Source organism: Microbispora triticiradicis (assembly GCF_005864065.1).
GTDB classification, from domain to species: domain Bacteria; phylum Actinomycetota; class Actinomycetes; order Streptosporangiales; family Streptosporangiaceae; genus Microbispora; species Microbispora triticiradicis.
This window is the reverse complement of the sequence record NZ_VANP01000004.1, coordinates 251,823-269,112: the sequence shown is the minus strand read 5'-3', so window position 1 is coordinate 269,112 and position 17,290 is coordinate 251,823. Positions and strand designations below refer to the sequence as shown.

Here is a 17,290-nt window from a genome sequence, read left to right as displayed (position 1 = left end):
ACCCGAAGACGGGTGCCGAGGACGGAGGGGTGAACGAGGCGATGGCGACCACCGCAGGCGGGACCCGCGCCGATCCGGAACCGGCCGATCTCCGGCTGCCGGGCATCGTGCTGGGTGTGGGACTGGGCGGGTTCGTCGACGGAATCCTGCTGCACCAGATCCTGCAGTGGCATCACATGCTGAGCGGCACCGACAGCGATCACATCGGAGTGCGGTACTACGATCCCCGCACCGTCTCCGGGCTGGAGATGAACACGGTGTGGGACGGCCTGTTCCACACCGTGTGCTGGCTGGCGGTCCTGATCGGGCTGGCGCTCCTGTACTCCCGGGTCACCCGGAACCGCCGCCGGGTGTGGGGTTCGCGGGTGCTGTGGGGCTGGATCCTGGCCGGGTGGGGTCTGTTCAACCTCGTCGAGGGCGTCGTGGACCATCACCTCCTGGCCATCCATCACGTGCGCGGCGGCCCGCATCAGTTGTGGTGGGACATCGGCTTCCTCGTCCTGGGGGCGCTGCTGGTCGCCGGGGGTTACCTGTTGGCCCGGAGCGGGCGGTCCTTCGAGCCCGAAAGCCGGACGTGACGGACCCTGTGACGGAACACGGCGCTCACTTCGCCGGCGCGCTGCCGGTCCTGGCCGTGCTCGGGTGCGCGATCGGATACCTGCGCCTGGCGCGGCTGGCCCGCCGCCGCAATCCGGCGCGCGGCTGGAGCCGGTGGCGTACGGCGGGGTTCGTCGCCGGGCTCGTCCTGCTGGGCGTCGCGCTGGTGCCGCCCGTCGCGTCCCTGGCCCACGCGGACTTCCGCGGTCACATGCTCCAGCACCTGCTCGTCGGCATGTACGCGCCGCTCGCGCTGGTGCTCGGCGCGCCGGTCACCCTGATGCTGCGCACCCTGCCCGCAGGCGGCGGGCGGTGGCTGACCGCCGTGCTGCGCAGCCGTCCCGTCCGGGTGGTGACCCACCCGGTGGTCGCCCTGCTGCTGTCCACCGGCGGCCTCGTGGTGCTCTACTTCACCCCGCTCTACAACGCGGCGTCGGCGTCGGCTGCGGGGCGCTGGCTGCTGCACGGGCATTTCCTGCTGTCGGGCTGCCTGTTCGCCTATGTGATCGCCGGGCCCGATCCCGCCCCGGACCGGCCCGGGGTCCGTACCCGCCTGGTGTACCTCGGCTGCGCCGTCGCCGTGCACGCCGTCGTCGCCCAGTTGATGTACGGCGGCTTCCGGGTGGACGTGCACGCCCCGATCCCCGAGGTCCGGGGTGGCGCGGAGATCATGTACTACGGCGGCGACATCGCGGAGCTGCTCCTCGCGGCGGCTCTGGTCGCCGCCTGGCGTCCCGCGCCCCGCACGGGTGCGGGGCGCGGGACGGTCGTCAGGCGGTACGAGCGGCGATCTTGGTGAGGAGTGGCTGCACCAGGCGGGCGGCCAGGGGGCCGAAGGCCGCGAGGATGAGGACGTACGCGGCGGCCAGGGCGCCCAGGTCGGGGTGGGCCCCGGCGGCCACGGCCAGTCCGGCGATGACGATGTTGAACTCGCCGCGGGGGATGAGCGCGATGCCGGCGCGTACCCGTCCGGCGCGGGCGATGCCCGCGCGGCGGGCCGCGTAGATTCCGGTCATCAGTTTGGTGATCATCGTGACCAGGGCGAGGCCGGCCGCGAGCCCGGCGGCGGGCAGGATCTTGGTCGGGTCGGTCTGCAGGCCGAAGAAGACGAAGAACACCGCGGCGAACAGGTCGCGCAGGGGAGCGAGCAGCGCGTGGGCGTCCTCGGCGAGCTCGCCGGACAGGGCGATGCCGACCAGGAAGGCGCCGACCGCGGCGGAGACCTGCAGCTGCTGGGCCAGCCCGGCCACCAGCAGTGCGAGCCCGACCACCTTGAGCACGAGCACCTCGGAGTTGGGGCTGGCGACGAACGCCTCGATGTAGCGGCCGAAGCGGAGCGCGACCAGCAGCACCACGCTGACCGCGGCCAGTGCGATGGCCACGGTGACCGCCCCGGCGACGAGGGTCAGGCCGGCCAGCATGGCGGTCAGGACCGGCAGGTAGACCGCCATCGTGAGGTCTTCGAACACCAGCAGCGACAGCACGACCGGGGTCTCGCGGTTACCGATCCAGCCCAGGTCGGAGAGGACCTTGGCGGTGATTCCGGAGGAGGTGGCGTAGGTGACGCCCGCCATGGCGACCGCGGCGACGGGTCCCCAGCCGAGCAGCAGCGCCAGGATGACGCCGGGGGCGGCGTTGAGCAGGAGGTCGACGAGACCGGCGCGGGCGTTGCCCTTGAGGCTGGTCACCAGTTCGTCGGCGTTGTATTCCAGGCCGAGGGTGAGCAGAAGGAGGATGACGCCTAATTCGGCGCCGGTGGCGATGAAGTCCTCACTGGTGCCCAGAGGGAGGATGCCGCCGGTGCCGAAGGCCAGGCCCGCGAGGAGATAGAGAGGGATGGGGGAGATGCCGACGCGCAGCGCCAGTGCTCCGAGAATGCCGAGTCCGAGGACGACGGCGCCGAATTCCAGGAAAAGTATTGCGGTGTTGTGCACGCGCTGCCCTCAGCCGCTGGCGAAGATGTCGGCGACTGCGGTGGTGCTCTCCTCGCCGCCCACCACGACCACGATGTCGTCCCCGGTCAGGACGAAGTCGGGTGCGGGGCTGGCGAAGACGCGTCCGGCGCGGACCACGGCGACGATGGAGGCGCCGGTGCGGGTGCGCACCTGCGCGTCGCCCATGGGACGGCCGTCGTAGCGGGAGCCGGGGGTGATCAGCACCTGGAGGCTGACCAGGCCCTCGACCTCCCGGTGCATCGCGTTGAGGCGCTGGACGATGCGGGGGGCGCCGAGGAGTTCGACGAGCGCGTCGGCTTCCTCGTCGTTGAGTTTGACCGTCTCACAGGCTCTGTCGGGATCGTCGGGGTCGTAGATGACGAGGTCCCGCCGTCCCGTGCGGTGCGAGACGACTCCGATGCGCCGGCCCGAGCGGGTGGTGAACTCGTGTCGCAATCCGATCCCCGGCAACACCGTCTGCTCGACTTCCACGGCGCCGCTCCTCCGTTCGTAACATGTCATTACTTGTCCGGAGAACCTACCAATAAGACGCGGTCGTCCCGCCGCTGGTGTCGCTCGGCGGCGGGACGACTACGCTCGCGCGTCAGGCGGCCATGTCGTCGGCGAGCCAGATCGGCCGCCAGTTCGACTGCTCGTGGTAGCGGCGCAGCTCGGCGAGTCCGGACAGCCATCCGGTCCAGGCGCCGTACGGCGGGTTGGCGGTGTCGAAGCCGCTCTGGACGAACGTCAGGCGGGTGGCGCCGCCGGTGTCCTCCAACTCCCAGGTGACGACGCCCATCGGTCCCCAGTCGACCGAGATCGTGCTGTCGGGAACCAGGTCGATGATCTTGGCGGGCTGGGGGTTGGCGTCGAGGCCGCCCATCGCGAAGCGGCCGCCGACGTACGGCTCGATGCCGATGGGGTAGCCGAACCACTCGGTGGCCTTGTCGGAGTCGATCAGCGAGTCGTACACCGTGGACACGGGCGCGGCGATGTCCAGGTGACCGCGGAAGTCGGTGGTGGTGTAGTCGGGCTGGGGGCCGATCTCCCTCCCCTGGACGTGGTCGGCGAGGTTCGACAGCGCGAGCGACCAGAACACCTGCAGCACCCCGCGGATGCTCGCCCCGGTGATGGCGTCCTGGAAGTCGAAGTGGGTCTGCGACAGGGTCAGGATGGTCGATCCGGCGTCCTCCTCCGCCAGGGTGATCTCCGTGGTGGTCTCCTCGCCGTCGAGCAGCCAGGCGAAACGCAGGGTGTGGTCGTCGGCGTGCAGCAGGCGCTGGTGCGGCGCGTCGCCCTCGGGAGTGCGGCGGCCCCAGAACTCGTACCGTTCGGGCAGGTCCACCTCGGCGTGCTCGGCCAGCCACACCCGCATCGCCGCGGGGTCGGTCAGCGCGTGGCGCACCTCCTTGATCGGGGCTTCCAGGCGGACACGGATGGTCATCGGCTCACTCACTGTCGTCTCCCTTGGGGTAGCAGGCCACGGCGAGTTTGAAGGCGTCGCCCTCGGCGCCGCCGTAGCGGGTGAACAGGTCCTGAAGTGCGGACCGCAGGTCGTTGAGGAACTCCTGACGGCGTTCGGGGGGCACGCGTATCTCCCCGGAGACGCCGATGGACGGCAGTTCCGGCGCCGTCCGGTCGAGGGCGGCGACATCGGCCTGCACCTGTTCCATCAGGTCGAGCAGGTAACCCAGGCTGAGCTCGTCCTGCCGCCGGCGCAGCCCGCCGATCCTGCCGACGAGGCCGGGGGACAGCCAGTAGGACCTGGCGCTCGCCCGGTAGATGCCCTCGGTGATGCCGCGCACCCGCCGCTCGGAGACCTGCTGCACCAGGCCGGCCTCCACCAGGCGTTTGACGTGGTAGTACACGCGCTGCGGGGTCTGGCCGAGCACCGCCGCCACCTCGGTGCAGGTGCGCGGCTCGGCCAGTTGCCGCAGCACCTCGATGCGCTGCGGCTTGAGCAGGGCCTCGGCCTGCTCGATCTGCTCCAGGTACAGGACGTCTCTCATCGCAAAAACAATCTTGTACGTAAAAATTGTATTTGTCAATGGGATACGCCTACGGCCTGCCGGGCGTCCCGGCAGGCCGGCGTACGGGTGAGGACGGGCGGGTCAGGAGGCGGGCGGGACGCCGATGACGGAGGTGCCGATGACGAGGTGGCGGGCGGGATCGCAGCCGAGGAGCTCTTCGACCACCTGGTCCCGAAGGGCCGCGGTGAAGGTGATGTGCAGACCGGCCGCGGTGGCCAGCAGGTAGACGGTCTGGCTGAGGTGGCCGACGTCCATCATCAGCGCCCGGTAGACCCGGGGGAAGCTGTACTTCCACTGGTTGCGGGCGATGACACTGGTGTAGAAGATGAGCGCTCCGGCGCCGGCGACCCAGTCCTGGCCGCCGACGGCGGCCACGAGCCGCTCGTCGTCGAGACGGCGGCCGAGGAACTCGAGGGTGTGGTCGGCGGCGGCGTAGTGGTAGGCGCCCGGATCGAGGCCCTGGACGTTGCGCGCGTAGAGGTAGACCTCGGTCGGGTGGCGGGCGCCGCCGGAGGGGCTGGTCTTGAACACCCGCTGCCAGGAGTCGGTCACCACCCCGTTCGGGTCGAGGTCGACACCCGCCTGGGTCAGCGGGCCGTCGGCCCGCGGCAGAGGTCCCGCGGCGGTCTTGAGCAGGGCCGCGACGGTCTCCAGCGGCAGCGCGGAGGGGCCGAAGTAGCGGCGGCTGCGACGCCGGTGGAGCACGTCCAACAGGTCGCGATGGCGCCAGACGCCGGGGCCGGCGTCCGGCAGCGCGAGGCGGGTGGTGCCGGGCAGGGACCAGAACGCCGGAGGCGGCGGGTCGGTCAGAACCTTGGCTTCGAGTTCCTCGTTGTCCTGTTCGGCGGTGCGCATGGCGGTGCCGGCGTGGGAGCGGGTGGAGAAGTGGTAGGCGCGCGCCAGCCGCCCCCACGGCTGCCAGGCCTCTTCTATGGCCTGTTCGCGCTGGTGGCGGGGCCCGTTCTCCGCGATCAGGATGTCGTGCCCGGCCAGGACGGTGGCGACCTGGTGCCAGTGGGCGGCCTCGCCGGGATCGCCGCCCAGCTCTCTCACCGAGCCCAGGTCGCGGAATCCGGTGAACCACCGCAGCACGCGCTCGACGCCGTCGGCGAGGGCGAACTGGCGGTGGTCGAGATAGTCGTCCCAGACCAGTTGGCCGGCGTCCCACAGCAGGGCGCCGCAGCCGGACACGCGTACGTTCACGATTCGGTCGCTCACTTCTCGTTCGCGGGCGGCGCCAGGGACGCGCAGGCGGCCGCCCGGCCGCGGCGTGCCGCCGCCAGATGAGGGTGGTCCGGCGCCGCCCGCCGCAGCAGCTCCACGGCCCGGCCGTAGCAGGCGTGGGCCTCGCCGGGCTGGTGGCGGGCGCGGTACAGGGCGCCGAGGTTGATCAGGGTGATGGCGGATTCCGGATGGCCCGGCCCCAGGACCGCGTCCTTGACGGCCAGGGCGCGGAGGTAGTGGGCCAGGGCCTCGTCCAGGTCACCGCGGCGATGCCTCAGGGCGGCGAGGTTGTGCAGCGCGGCGGCGACATCGTGGTGCTCCGGGCCGTAGGCGGCCTCAAAGACGGCGAGGGCACGCCGGAGCAGCGCCTCGGCCTCGTCCGGGCGTCCGCGGCCCTCCACGAGCGCGGCCCAGGCGGCGAGGTCCGCGGCTACCCTCGGATGACGCTCACCGAGGAGCCGGGCGCGGAGTTCCGCCGCCCGGCGAGCCCACGGCTCACCGGCCTCGTGGTCACCACGGGCGTGGGCGAGCCCGCCCAGGTTGTGGCAGACGGTGGCCACGTCCTCGTGCTCACCGCCGCGGGCCGCCTCCAGGATCGTCAAGGCCCGCCCGTAGAGGGCCTCTGCCTGCTGGAACCGGCCGGTGTACTTGCCCAGTACACCCCATTCGTTGCACACCTTGGCCACTTCCACCGACTCCGGGCCGAAGACCCGCTCCGCGGCGGGAAGAGTGAGAGCGAACAGCAGCCCCGCCCTGCGGTAGCCGCCGCACATACGCCACACACTCGCCAGCTCGCACTGGGCGTGGATCCGCAGCGCGTTCTGGCCCTGGCGCCGGGCCTGGCCGACGGCGGCCCGGAACGCCCGCTCCGCCTCGTCGAAGGCTCTTCCGGCGTAACGCTCCCGTGCGTGCGCCAGCAACTCGGCCGCCCCGGCGGGACGGGACTCATCGCTCACATGGCCTCCCGTACGACGTCACGACCGACGGCGGCGTCCGCCTCCCGGGGCTCACCGGCTCCGGGAGGCCGACGCGGCTCACGCCTCGATCAGAACCTCGTTGTGGTTGAGGTTCAGGAAGGACTCCGGCTGGGTGTAGGCGTCCTCGTGGGCCTCGAACACCGCGACCTCGTTGTGGTTGTGGTTCAGGGCACCTTCCGGCGCGCTGTAGTCGTCCTCGTGGATCTCGAACACCGAGGTCTCGTTGTGGTTGGGGTTCAACGCGGCCTCCGGCTGGGCGTAGTCGTCCTGGTGGACCTCGAACACTTCGGACATCTTCTGCGACATCTGGGGCACTCCTTACGGGGACTCCTGTAACCACCGGCCGGAAACCGGCCTCGTACAGGCGGGGTGACCACGCACCACCATTGCTCTGGCTCCGACTCCGGAATCATCGCAGCGGCAGAATCTCGCATTAGGTCCAGTGAGGGCGGGATCACGGGCGACACTGGTTCATCGCGCGACCCTGCCGGGCGCCGGTCCCGAACGGGAGCGCCCGCCGCTCCACCGGGAGGGGTCAGGCCGCGAACGCGGCGCTGATCGCGTGGCTGTCCTCATGCATGCGGTAACCGACGATCCTGCCGTCGGCGACGGTGAAGTGCAGGGCGAACTCGTTCAGGAACGACCTGCCCGTGGACAGCACGCAGAAGCGGCTGCGTCCGGTCACCACCGCGTGCCCGTCCTCGACGATCGTGGCGTCGATCGTGAACTCCTGGGCAGGCGTGAGCGCGGTGCCGAGCACGGCGAAGAACTCGGCGATCTGCTCCCTGCCGGAGCGGGCCCCGGTCCAGGGCACGTTGGGCGCGCCCGGGACGAGGAAGTCCACCCGGTCGGCGAAAAGATCGAGCAGGCCGGTCAGGTCACCGGCGGCGAACCGGGCGAAGAAGGCGTCGACGACCTCGCGGGTGGTCTGGGGTGTGGCGGTCATGCCGTGATTCCCATCTGTCGTGCGTGTGTGGAGCGAAGCCGGCCGGCGAAATCTCCAACTGATCGGTTGGAGTATGGCACGGGCACGGTCGTGATTCCAACTGTGCGGTTGGAATTCTGTAGGCTGCTCCCATGGCATGGGACACCACCAGGACGAGGCGGCTGCTGCTGGAGGCGGCGGTGGAGGAGTTCGCCGAGCACGGGCCGCAGGGCGCGCGGGTGGACCGCGTCGCCGTACGCGCGGGGGTGAACAAGGAGCGGATCTACCAGTACTTCGGCGGCAAGCGCCAGCTGTTCACCGCCGTCCTTGAGGCCGAGCTCGCCAAGGTGGCCGCCGCCGTGCCGCTGACCGGCGCGCACCTGGCCGACCTGGGCGAGTACGCCGGGCGGGTCTTCGACTACCACTGCGCCCACCCGCACTTCCTGCGCCTACTCACCTGGGAAGGGCTGGAACGCGGCCGCGCCGAGGTGGCCGCCGAGGACGAGCGTGCCGCGCACTACGCTGGCAAGGTCGCCGCCTTCGCCGCCGCTCAGGAAGAGGGGCTGATCACCGGAGAGTCCGACCCGGCGCATCTGGTCTACGCGGTGTACGCGCTGGCGACCTGGTGGTTCACAGCCCCGCAAGTGGTGCGCATGATCACGGCCGGCGTCGGCGGGGACGGCCCCGAAGCGCGCCGCGCCGGGCTGGTCCGATTGGTCCGGCGCCTGACCACCCCCGACGATCGCACGGGAGGACACCGGAGCCATGCCTGAGCCTCTGACAGGCCGCGCGGCCCCCACCGGACACAAGGAGATCAAGCACGTGCCCGACACGCACGACCACGCCCGCTCCGGCGGCGACCGGCTCGCCCTGCGGGCCGACTGCGCGAGCTGCTTCGGGCTGTGCTGCGTCGCCCTGCCCTTCGCCGCCTCGGCGGACTTCGCGATCAGCAAGGACGCCGGGCGGCCGTGCCCCAATCTCCAGTCCGACTTCCGCTGCGGCATCCACTCCCGGCTGCGCGACAGCGGCTTCCCCGGCTGCACCGTGTTCGACTGCTTCGGCGCGGGGCAGAAAGTCTCCCAGGTCACCTTCGGGCGCAGCTGGCGCGACGAGCCGGACACCGCGGCGCGGATGTTCGAGGTCTTCCCGGTAATGCGGCACCTGCACGAACTGCTGTGGTACCTGCACGAGGCACTCTCCCTGCCCGCGGCCCGCCCGATCCACTCCGAGGTACGCGGCGCGATCGACGAGACCGAGCGCCTCACCATGGGTACTCCCGGCGAGCTGCTCGACGTGGACGTCGCCGCCCACCGGGAGAAGGTCAACGTACTGCTGCTGCGGACGAGCGAGCTCGCCCGGGCCGGCGCCGGGGGCCGCGCGCCCGACCACAGGGGGGCCGACCTCATCGGCGCCCGGCTCAGGAAGGCCGACCTGCGCGGCGCCAACCTGCGGGGGGCGTACCTGATCGGCGCGGATCTGACCGGAGCCGACCTGCGGGGCGCCGATCTGATCGGCGCGGACCTGCGGGGCGCCGGCCTCGGCGGCGCCGACCTGACCGGGTGCCTCTTCCTCACCCAGGCCCAGCTCAACGCCGCCAGGGGCGACGCCGCGACCGTGCTGCCACCCTCGCTGACCCGCCCGGCGCACTGGCCCGAGCACTGGCAGGCGGAGGCCGCGCCGACGGCGGGCCGGGCGCCCGCCCGGCGGCCCCGCTCCCGCGAACGGCGCAGGTAGGGACCGCGCCCGCGTCCTGCCGCTCAGCCGGCCGGTACGGGCAGGGTCCCGATGACGGCGCTGGCGTCCAGCTCGTCGTCGCAGGTCAGGCGGGTGACGAGCCCGGCGCGGGCGACTGCTTCGGCGGTCTTGCCCGCCTGGCTCTCGCTCGTCTCCACCAGAAGGCTCCCGCCCGGCGCCAGCCATCCGGACGCCCCGGCGACGACCCGCCGTACGACGTCGAGCCCGTCGGCGCCGCCGTCGAGTGCGACCTTCGGCTCGTGTTCGCGCGCCTCGGGCGGGAGCAGGCCGATGGCCCGGGTGGGCACGTACGGCGGACTGGCGACGACGACGTCCACCCGGCCCCGCAGGGCGGCCGGCAGCGGCGCGTACAGGTCGCCTTCGTACACCCGGCCGCCCACCTCGGCGAGGTTGCGGCGGGCGCAGCGCACGGCGGCGGGATCGACGTCCACGGCGTGCACCTCGATCGGCCCCGCGGCGGCGGCGGCCAGCGCCGCGCCCAGCGCCCCCGTGCCGCAGCACAGGTCGACGACGACGGCCCCCGGGCGGGTGAGGGCGGCGGCCTGGCGGACGAGGAACCCGGTGCGCGGCCGGGGCACGAAGACCCCGGGCTCGACGGCCAGCCGCAGGCCGCAGAACTCGGCCCAGCCGAGGACGTGTTCGAGCGGCAGCCCGTCGGCACGCCGCCGCACCATGGCGTCGAGCTCGGCCGGCGTACGCGCGGCGGCGACCAGCAGACGGGCCTCGTCCTCGGCGAACACGCAACCGGCGGCGCGCAGCCGGGTCACGATCGCGGGCGGAGCGGGGGAGGGAGCAGGGGAGCGGGATGACAGTGACATGGGGAGCCTTCCGGGAATGCCGAGGGCGCTCCCGCGGTCGCCTCGCTCTAGGGGACCGTATGCACGGGGAGAAGGGAGCACCCGACCTGTTCAGCGGTAATGGGGCTCACCTCCTCGCGTCGTCGCCGCCGTGGACGGCACATTATCAGAGCACGCTCTCCCATCGCCCGGGGCGCTCGTCGGTGGAGACGCTGCCGGGTTGATCACCTGCTTCCCCGCGCCCTAGGATCGCCGCCATGACGTTCACGTCCTTCTTCCACCTCCGCTAGCCGCCGTCGGCGAAGCGAGGCACGACCCGTCGCCGACGAGGCGGGGCGGCGCGGTGCCGTCCCGGGCCGACGCGGGAGAAGAAGGATCACCATGCGCGTTCGCGCTGTCACTCTCACCGCTCCGCGTCCCAGCGCTCCCGCCGTCCCGTGACGGCGGCGAGCCTGGTGGCGCGGTGCGTCCACGGGCTGGAGCCGACGCTCGCCGCCGAGATTCTGCGGCGCGGCCTCGGCGTCATCACGCACATCGGGCATCGCGAGGTGCGGTTCCGCGCCTCGCGCCTGCCCGCCCTGGGCCTGCGCACGGCGGACGACGTGTTCCTGCTGGCGGCGCAGGGCCCGGACGTCGGCGCGTCCCGGCAGGGCGCCGCCGCGCTCGCGGGGCTCGCCGGCGCGGCCGACCTCGCCGCGCTGGCGCGGCTGCGCCGTGACCACGGCGGCCCCCGCGGGCTCACCGGCGTCGAGGTGTCGGCGTCGTTCCTGGGCAGGCGCACCTTCACCAGGTACGACGTGGAGGACGCGGTGGGCCGCGTCCTGGCCGGCCGGCTGGGGGTCGGCTACCACTCGCGGCGCGGCGCGGGCGCGCCGCCGCCGGGCCACAGCGGCTGGCGGGTCACGCTGGACGGCGAGCGGGCCACGCTCCTGCTGCGGATCGCCGCGCGTCCCCTGCACCGGCGGGAGTACAAGCGGCAGTCGGTCCCGGGGACCCTGCACCCCCCGCTGGCCGCCGCCATGGTGGCGATGGCCGGCGTCGAGCCCGGCGACACGGTGCTCGATCCCTGCTGCGGCGCCGGGACGCTGCTGATCGAGGCGGCGGGGCAGTGTCCGGACGCCCGCCTGTACGGGTTCGACCTGGCCAGGCGAGCGGTGACGGCGGCCCGGGAGAACGCGGCCGGGCTGCCCGTCGCCGTCGGCCGCGCCGACGCCGGACGGCTGCCGGTGCGGGACGGCGTCGCCCACCGTGTGCTGGCCAACCCGCCCTGGGGCGGTCAGGTCCCTCCCGGCGGCCTGCTCGCCGCGTCCCCCGCACGGTGGTGGGCGGAGGTGCGCCGGGTGCTCACACCCGGCGGGACCGCCGTGGTCCTGCTTCCCGGCGTCGGCGACCTGCCCCTCGCCCTCCGTCAGGGCCTCACGCCCGTGCACCTCCAGCGCGTGCGGATCGCCGGGGCCGAGTCGTTCCTCGTCCGGTTGACGGCGCCCAGTCCCGCCCGCGGGGCACGGTGAGGGCGCGGTGAGACGGCCTACGCGTCCCCCGCCTCCGCGGCCGGCTGTGCCGTGGGGCGCGGGGCCGGCCCGGCGGGCAGCAGCGACGCCGGTAACAGGCCGAGGACGACGAGCCCCGCCATGACCGGCAGGGTGGACCCCAGGGTGGACCCTGTGGCGGGGGCCTCCACGGCCGTCACCCCGGCGGCCACGGCGATGCCCAGGCTCGGGCCGATGTTCATCACGGTCTGCTTGAGCCCGCCGACGACTCCGGCGTACCGGGCCGGGGCGTCGCCGACGACGGTCCCGGTCGCGGTGACCATGACGGCCGCGAACCCGGCGCCGACCAGGGCGAAGGCCGCGCCGGTGGCCGTCCACGAGCCGTCCGGGCCGAGCCGGGCCACGCACGCGACGCCGAGGGCCGCGAGCGCCGTCCCGGCGACCGCCGTACGGCGCGGGCCGTGCCGGCGCACGGCGGCGGCTGCCACGGGCGCGCCGAGGACCATGACCACCGTCACCGGAAGCAGCCGCACACCCGCCGCGAGCGGGCCGAGCCCGTGCCCCTGCTGCAGCACGAAGGTGACGGCGAACAACGCGCCGAACACGCCGCTGGTGACGGCCAGCAGGAGCAGCATCGACGCCGTCACCGGCAGGGACCGGGCCACCGCGGCCGGCACGATCGGGTGCGCGGCCCGGCGTTCGTGTGCCGCGAACACGGCCGACAGGCCCGCGACGGCGAGAAACCCGAGCAGCGTCGGCCCGGCGGTCCACCCGTGCCCGGGCACGCCGGCCAGCGTGTGGACTCCGAGCGCCAGCACGACCGTGAGCAGGGCCGCGCCCGTGAGGTCGAGCCGCGTCCGTACGGAGCCTTGGGGGCGGGGTGTGCGCACGGCGATGGTGAGCGCGGCGATCAGGACGGCGATCGGGACCTGGAGCACGAAGACGGTGCGCCAGCCCAGCTCCGCGACGACGACCCCGCCCACGACCGGCCCGGCGGCGCCGGCCACGCCGATGGCGCCGGTGCGGACGGCGATCGCCGTCCCGAGCCGGTCCGCCGGGTAGGCGAGCCTCAGCAACGCGAGGGTCGCCGGCTGGAGCAGCGCGCCGAACACGCCCTGGAGGACCCGCAGGCCGATCACCCAGCCGATCGCGGGCGCGAGCGCGATGCCGGCCGAGGCGGCCGCGAAGCCGAGCACGCCGGCGAACAGCATGCGCCGATGGCCGTAGCGGTCGCCGAGCCGTCCTGCGACGACGAGGAGCGCGGCCACCGCGACCATGTAACCGGTGCTGGTCCACTGGACCTGCGTGAGGCTCGCGGCGAGGTCGCGCTGCAGGCTGGGCTGCGCCACGACCAGGACGGTGCCGTCCAGGGCGACGACCATCGCACCCGCCGCGCTCACCGTCAGCGCCAGGCGGGGTCGCGGGGCTCCGGTCACGGGACCGCGGGCCCGAGGTGGGCGTCCAGCACCTCGGCGACCAGCCGGTCGAGGCGTTCGCCGTCCGGCACGGCGCCGTGGGCGTCGAGGACGAGTCGCAGGCTGCCCCACGTCCACAGCTGCGCGAGCCCGTGCAGGGCGGACCAGAAGGCGGCCGCCGTCACCGCGGGCTCCTCCGGCGGGCTCGCCGCGCTCCGGCACTCGGCGACCAGCGCGACCAGGCGCTCGAACAGCGGCAGCGTGGACTCCCGCAACCTCGGCCCGTCCGACCCGTGCCTGTCGCTGTCGAGCAGTTCGTGGCGGAACATCAGCTCGAACATGCCGCGGCACTCCAGCGCGTACGCGACGTACTCCCGCGCGAACACTCCCAGCAGGTCGCGCGGGGAGGTCAGTCCCGCCATGGCGGCGGAGAACCGCGCTTCGAGGTCGGCGAAGCCCCGGCGGGCGATGGCCGACAGCAGCGAGTGGTGGGTGGGGAAGTACCGGCGCGGCGCGCCGTGCGACACCCCCGCCCGGCGGGCGATCTCCCGCAGGCCCACCGCGGCGGCTCCCTCGGTCATCACGAGGTGGACCCCGACCTCCACGAGCCGCTCCCGCAGGGAGCTCTCAGTCTTCATAGACAGTGTCTACCAGCCCCGAGTAGACACTGTCTATCCGCAAGCGGAGATCGCGACGTGTCGGTCACATCGCGTAGACCTCGATCACCCTGCCGTCCGGATCGGTCACGACGTGCCGGCCGGGCTTCAGCGGCGGCTCGCAGGCGGCGCCGTCGACACCGATACCGAGCCGTACGGCGCCGGTCCTGCGCTCGGAAGTGGCCGGGTAGAGCTCGAAGACCTGGCCGTCGGGCAGGACGGCGGCGTAATGCTCCGGGCCGTCCCCGTGTCGCTCCCGTGTGAAGCCGATGCCGAGTGCACCGTAGAAGGTGCGGCACTCCTCCATCCGGTCGGTGTAGAGGACCAGCAGGGTGAAGCGAGCAGTAGTGGCCGGCATGGGGATCCTTGTCTGCGCGGGTTGCTCCGTTGGAGTCGTCAGTCCTTGATCAGGAGGCCCTGGAAGGTGACGTCGCCCTCGTTGCCGTCCGATCGGTAGGCGAGCCCTTCGCCGGCCTGGGTCAGGGTGATCCTGCCCGGGGCGCACCTGTCCAGCCGGAAGACGAGTGCTGTGCCGGAGCTGCGTGTCAACGTCAGGACTCCCCGGCACGAGCTGTCGGTGTCCTTCCAGCTTCCGGTGCGCCCGCCCGGCTCCAGCACGATCTGGACGTCGGCCTCGCTGGTTCCCACGAGCTCGTCGGGCACGAGATGGCCTCCCCAGGTGCCGGCGAACGCGGCCGGAACCGTCCCGCCGGGGGTGGTCGACGGGACGGGAGCGGCCTTCGGAGTCGCTGCGGCGTCCCCCTCGGCGTCGTCGGTCGCCGCGGTGTCGTCCGTTGCCACGGCGTCGTCCGTTGCCACGGTGTCGTCCGTTGCCACGGCGTCGTCCTGGGCCGCGCCGTCCTCCGCGACGGTTTCCCCTGGCCTGGAGCCGGCGGGCGGTGCCGGTGACTCGGCGGTGTGCGACGAGGTGCCGGCCGGGCCGGTGGACAGCAGGCGCGGCCCCAGCAGGGCGGCGGTGACCGACAGCGCGGCCACGGCGGCCACCGCCCCGGCGACGATCCCGGTACGGGAAGCCGGACCCGAGGGCGGGACAGCCGGGAGAGTCGCGGTCGTCCCGCCCTGCCGCACCGGCCTGGTGGCCGCCGCGGCCGCGCCCGCCCGAAGCGGGTCGGGGGTGGCCCCGACGAGCTCCAGCAGCAGGTCGCGGGAGGCCGGTCGGCGGGCGGGGTCCTTGGCGAGGCAGCGTTCGACCACTCCGCGCAGCGGCCGGGGCAGTGCCGCGACGTCGGGCTCGGCGGTCAGGATCCGGTGCATGACGGCGGGGACGCCGGCGGCGCCGAAGGCCGGGCGGCCCGTGGCGGCGAAGACGATCGTGGCTCCCCAGGCGAACACGTCGGAGGCGGGCGTGGCCGGGTTTCCGGCGATCTGCTCGGGAGCCAGGTAGGCCGGGGTGCCGACCGGGCCCGCCGTGATCGTGTCGCTCTCGCCGTGCCTGGCGATGCCGAAGTCCACCACCCGGGGGCCGTCCGGCCCCAGCAGCACGTTGGCCGGCTTGAAGTCCCGGTGCACGATCCCGGCCGCGTGAACGGCCGCCAGCGCCGTGGCCGTGCCGACCGCGAGGCGTTCCAGCTCGCCGCCCAGCAGCGGACCGCCGGAATCCACCCGGTGCTGCAGTGACGGCCCGTCGATGAACTCGCTCACCACGTACGGCATCCGCCCGTCGACCATCGCGGTCAGCACCCGGGCCGTGCAGAAGGGCGCGACTCCGCGAATCGCGTCGAGCTCGCGGACCAGCCGCTCCTTCACCGAAGAGTCGAGCCCCGACTTGAGCACCTTCACCGCGACCGGTTCGCCACGGGGCGACCGGCCGAGGAACACCACCCCCTGCCCGCCCTCGCCGAGCCGTCCGCTCAGTGTGAACTCACCCAGTACGCGCGGGTCGTCGGGCTCCAGGGGGGTGACCATGGCACCGGACCCTAGCGACGCGGGGGCCCGGTGCGGAACGGCTATGGGCGATAACCCGGAGGCTGTCGCTCACAGAGGGAGTGTCGCGGTGAGCAGCTCGGCGGCCTTGCGGACATCGGCGTCCAGCGGGCGGTCGGGATCGACCGCGGGGATCGCCTCGACCAGGGTGTCGAGGAGCGCCGCGCAGCCCGGGGCCGTGGGGTGGCGGGCGCCGACGTGCGCCGCCTGCCGCAGCCCCACCGCCAGCGACCCGCAGAGCAGCCGCAGCAGGTCGGCCATGTCGTAGGCGCGAAGGGCGGCCTGGGTGCCGAACGGCACCACGTCCTGGTTGTGCAGGTTGGTCGGCAGGCTCTGCATGCTCGCCGGCACGGCGGCGCGGCGGATCTCGGCGACGAAGGCGGTCGTGGCGAGCTGCACCCCCTGCATCCCGTGCTGACGGCCGGGTCCGGCGGCGAGCATCGGGGGCAGGCCGCCGTTGCGGGCCGGGTCGACGAGGAGGTCGAGCTGCCGCTCGGCGAGGTTGCCGAGCTGGGCGGTGACCGTCGCCAGGACATCGGCGGCGAACGCGGCCGGCTGCCCGAAGAAGTTGCCGCCGTGCACGACCAGGTCGTCGTCGGGAAAGAACAGCGGGTTGTCGCTGACGCTGGACAGGTCGGCCGCGACGACGCCGTCGACGTAACGCAGGGCGTCCTCGGCGGCGCCCAGCAGTTGCGGGGAGCAGCGGATGCTGTACGGCTCCTGCAGCGCCCGTGTGCCGGCCGGGAGGATCCCGGCGAGGGTCTTGCGCATGCCGTCGGCGACGTCGATCGCGCCGGGATGGCCGTAGGCGTCGAGCAGGCGCGGGTGGAGGAAGCCCGGGTCACAGCCGAGCAGATCGACCAGCAGACAGGTGAGCGCCTGCAGCGCGCGGTGCGAGGACCGGACGCTGTCCAGGGCCAGGGCGGTCGCGGCCGTGGTGAGAGAGGTCCCGTTGACGAGCGCGAGGGCGTCCCGGCCGTCGAGTGCCAACGGGGTCAGCCCGGCCTGGCGCAGCGCCTCGGCCGCGGGCATCCGCGAGCCGCCGAGATAGGCCTGTCCCCGTCCGCGCAGCGCCTGGGTGGCATAGGCGAGCGGGATCAGGTCCCCGCTCGCGCCGACCGAGCCGTAGCGTGGGATCGCCGGGACGAACGTCGTCGTGAACATCGCGGCGAGCCCGTCGACCACGTGTGCCGAAACCCCGGACGCCCCTTGGGCGAGCGACCACGCGCGCACGAGGAGCGCGGCCCGGCTCACGTCGTGGGGCAGATCCGGCCCCTGCCCGGCGCCGAGGTGGGCCAGGGTGTTGTCACACTGGTCCGCTTCCTCCTCCCGGCCGGCGAACCCGACCAGGGCGCCGAAGCCGGTGGTCGCGCCGTAGACCGGACGTTCTTCCTCCCGCACGTCGCGGAGGAAGTCACGGCCGCGTTCGACGCGGTCGCGGACGGCCGCGCCGACCACGACGGACACCGGTGTCGCGGCGCGGTGCAGGTCGGCTGAGCGCAGTGGAAGGCTGAGGTCGATGGTGTCTTCGACGGCGGGCATGCCC

The 17,290-nt window shown here is 73.3% G+C and carries 19 protein-coding genes; 5 read left to right on the top strand and 14 right to left on the bottom strand.

Annotated elements, in window-relative coordinates; all coding sequences use genetic code 11:
- The first annotated feature begins 29 nt into the window (after positions 1–29).
- Together FED44_RS12610 and FED44_RS12605 are read left to right on the top strand one after the other, a co-directional pair.
- Positions 30–578, top strand: coding sequence for a DUF2243 domain-containing protein (locus tag FED44_RS12610; protein WP_244301869.1), 549 nt, complete (start codon positions 30–32; stop codon positions 576–578).
- A complete protein-coding gene (locus FED44_RS12605; protein ID WP_138460755.1) occupies positions 575–1,396 on the top strand; it encodes a cytochrome c oxidase assembly protein in 822 nt (273 codons plus the stop codon). Before FED44_RS12610 ends, FED44_RS12605 begins: the two co-directional genes overlap by 4 nt.
- On the opposite strand, the gene FED44_RS12600 is transcribed toward FED44_RS12605, so the two are convergent.
- The 8 genes from FED44_RS12600 to FED44_RS12565 all read right to left on the bottom strand — a co-directional run bounded on the left by FED44_RS12600 (position 1,368) and on the right by FED44_RS12565 (position 7,708).
- On the bottom strand, positions 1,368–2,531 hold the full coding sequence (locus FED44_RS12600; RefSeq protein ID WP_138460754.1) for a cation:proton antiporter: 1,164 nt from the start codon (positions 2,529–2,531) through the stop codon (positions 1,368–1,370). The two genes, FED44_RS12605 and FED44_RS12600, sit on opposite strands and share 29 nt — an antisense overlap.
- A gap of 9 nt (positions 2,532–2,540) precedes the next feature.
- A complete protein-coding gene (locus FED44_RS12595) occupies positions 2,541–3,023 on the bottom strand; it encodes a cation:proton antiporter regulatory subunit (protein WP_111698508.1) in 483 nt (160 codons plus the stop codon).
- 112 nt (positions 3,024–3,135) lie between these two features.
- Entirely contained in the window at positions 3,136–3,987 is an 852-nt protein-coding gene (locus tag FED44_RS12590; RefSeq protein WP_138460753.1) for an SRPBCC domain-containing protein, read from the bottom strand.
- Positions 3,980–4,540, bottom strand: coding sequence for a helix-turn-helix domain-containing protein (locus FED44_RS12585; RefSeq protein ID WP_111698504.1), 561 nt, complete (start codon positions 4,538–4,540; stop codon positions 3,980–3,982). The genes FED44_RS12590 and FED44_RS12585 overlap by 8 nt, the downstream gene beginning before the upstream one ends.
- Positions 4,541–4,642: 102 nt before the next feature.
- Positions 4,643–5,779, bottom strand: a complete 1,137-nt coding sequence (locus tag FED44_RS12580; RefSeq protein ID WP_208758948.1) for a SagB family peptide dehydrogenase — start codon at positions 5,777–5,779, stop codon at positions 4,643–4,645.
- Positions 5,776–6,741, bottom strand: a complete 966-nt coding sequence (locus FED44_RS12575) for a tetratricopeptide repeat protein (protein WP_138460752.1) — start codon at positions 6,739–6,741, stop codon at positions 5,776–5,778. Before FED44_RS12575 ends, FED44_RS12580 begins: the two co-directional genes overlap by 4 nt.
- Positions 6,742–6,819: 78 nt before the next feature.
- Positions 6,820–7,068, bottom strand: coding sequence for a hypothetical protein (locus tag FED44_RS12570; protein WP_111698498.1), 249 nt, complete (start codon positions 7,066–7,068; stop codon positions 6,820–6,822).
- Between the two features lie 229 nt (positions 7,069–7,297).
- Entirely contained in the window at positions 7,298–7,708 is a 411-nt protein-coding gene (locus tag FED44_RS12565; protein WP_138460751.1) for a nuclear transport factor 2 family protein, read from the bottom strand.
- Between the two features lie 131 nt (positions 7,709–7,839).
- On the opposite strand from FED44_RS12565, the gene FED44_RS12560 reads away from it, so the two are divergent.
- Positions 7,840–8,460 (top strand): TetR/AcrR family transcriptional regulator, encoded by a 621-nt coding sequence (locus tag FED44_RS12560; RefSeq protein WP_138460750.1) that lies wholly within the window; start codon positions 7,840–7,842, stop codon positions 8,458–8,460.
- Positions 8,453–9,421: a pentapeptide repeat-containing protein gene (locus FED44_RS12555; protein ID WP_111698484.1), complete on the top strand. Its 969-nt coding sequence runs from the start codon at positions 8,453–8,455 to the stop codon at positions 9,419–9,421. Before FED44_RS12560 ends, FED44_RS12555 begins: the two co-directional genes overlap by 8 nt.
- A 23-nt stretch (positions 9,422–9,444) precedes the next feature.
- Here the strand turns inward: FED44_RS12555 and FED44_RS12550 are convergent, their stop codons facing one another.
- Entirely contained in the window at positions 9,445–10,260 is an 816-nt protein-coding gene (locus FED44_RS12550; protein ID WP_138460749.1) for a putative protein N(5)-glutamine methyltransferase, read from the bottom strand.
- A gap of 416 nt (positions 10,261–10,676) precedes the next feature.
- Between FED44_RS12550 and FED44_RS12545 the strand changes: the two genes are divergently transcribed.
- On the top strand, positions 10,677–11,750 hold the full coding sequence (locus FED44_RS12545) for a methyltransferase domain-containing protein (RefSeq protein ID WP_138460748.1): 1,074 nt from the start codon (positions 10,677–10,679) through the stop codon (positions 11,748–11,750).
- Between the two features lie 17 nt (positions 11,751–11,767).
- Here the strand turns inward: FED44_RS12545 and FED44_RS12540 are convergent, their stop codons facing one another.
- From FED44_RS12540 to FED44_RS12520, 5 genes are all read right to left on the bottom strand, one after another.
- Positions 11,768–13,129, bottom strand: coding sequence for an MFS transporter (locus FED44_RS12540; protein WP_244301867.1), 1,362 nt, complete (start codon positions 13,127–13,129; stop codon positions 11,768–11,770).
- A gap of 32 nt (positions 13,130–13,161) precedes the next feature.
- The gene (locus FED44_RS12535; RefSeq protein ID WP_111699354.1) at positions 13,162–13,782 is read right to left on the bottom strand and encodes a TetR/AcrR family transcriptional regulator; all 621 of its coding nucleotides are present in this window, start codon (positions 13,780–13,782) and stop codon (positions 13,162–13,164) included.
- 64 nt (positions 13,783–13,846) lie between these two features.
- Positions 13,847–14,158: a VOC family protein gene (locus FED44_RS12530; protein ID WP_111699355.1), complete on the bottom strand. Its 312-nt coding sequence runs from the start codon at positions 14,156–14,158 to the stop codon at positions 13,847–13,849.
- Positions 14,159–14,196: 38 nt separating this feature from the next.
- Positions 14,197–15,726 (bottom strand): serine/threonine-protein kinase, encoded by a 1,530-nt coding sequence (locus FED44_RS36365; protein WP_187406002.1) that lies wholly within the window; start codon positions 15,724–15,726, stop codon positions 14,197–14,199.
- Positions 15,727–15,795: 69 nt separating this feature from the next.
- Complete coding sequence (locus FED44_RS12520) at positions 15,796–17,286, bottom strand: aromatic amino acid ammonia-lyase (RefSeq protein WP_138460747.1); 1,491 nt, start codon at positions 17,284–17,286, stop codon at positions 15,796–15,798.
- Between the last annotated feature and the right edge of the window lie 4 nt (positions 17,287–17,290).

Coding starts and splice junctions, on each gene's coding strand:
- FED44_RS12585 (WP_111698504.1), bottom strand. CDS start 4,540: ATGAGAGACGTCCTGTACCTGGAGCAGATCGAGCAGGCCGAGGCCCTG.
- FED44_RS12570 (WP_111698498.1), bottom strand. CDS start 7,068: ATGTCGCAGAAGATGTCCGAAGTGTTCGAGGTCCACCAGGACGACTAC.
- FED44_RS12565 (WP_138460751.1), bottom strand. CDS start 7,708: ATGACCGCCACACCCCAGACCACCCGCGAGGTCGTCGACGCCTTCTTC.
- FED44_RS12560 (WP_138460750.1), top strand. CDS start 7,840: ATGGCATGGGACACCACCAGGACGAGGCGGCTGCTGCTGGAGGCGGCG.
- FED44_RS12555 (WP_111698484.1), top strand. CDS start 8,453: ATGCCTGAGCCTCTGACAGGCCGCGCGGCCCCCACCGGACACAAGGAG.
- FED44_RS12550 (WP_138460749.1), bottom strand. CDS start 10,260: ATGTCACTGTCATCCCGCTCCCCTGCTCCCTCCCCCGCTCCGCCCGCG.
- FED44_RS12535 (WP_111699354.1), bottom strand. CDS start 13,782: ATGAAGACTGAGAGCTCCCTGCGGGAGCGGCTCGTGGAGGTCGGGGTC.
- FED44_RS12530 (WP_111699355.1), bottom strand. CDS start 14,158: ATGCCGGCCACTACTGCTCGCTTCACCCTGCTGGTCCTCTACACCGAC.
- FED44_RS36365 (WP_187406002.1), bottom strand. CDS start 15,726: ATGGTCACCCCCCTGGAGCCCGACGACCCGCGCGTACTGGGTGAGTTC.
- FED44_RS12520 (WP_138460747.1), bottom strand. CDS start 17,286: ATGCCCGCCGTCGAAGACACCATCGACCTCAGCCTTCCACTGCGCTCA.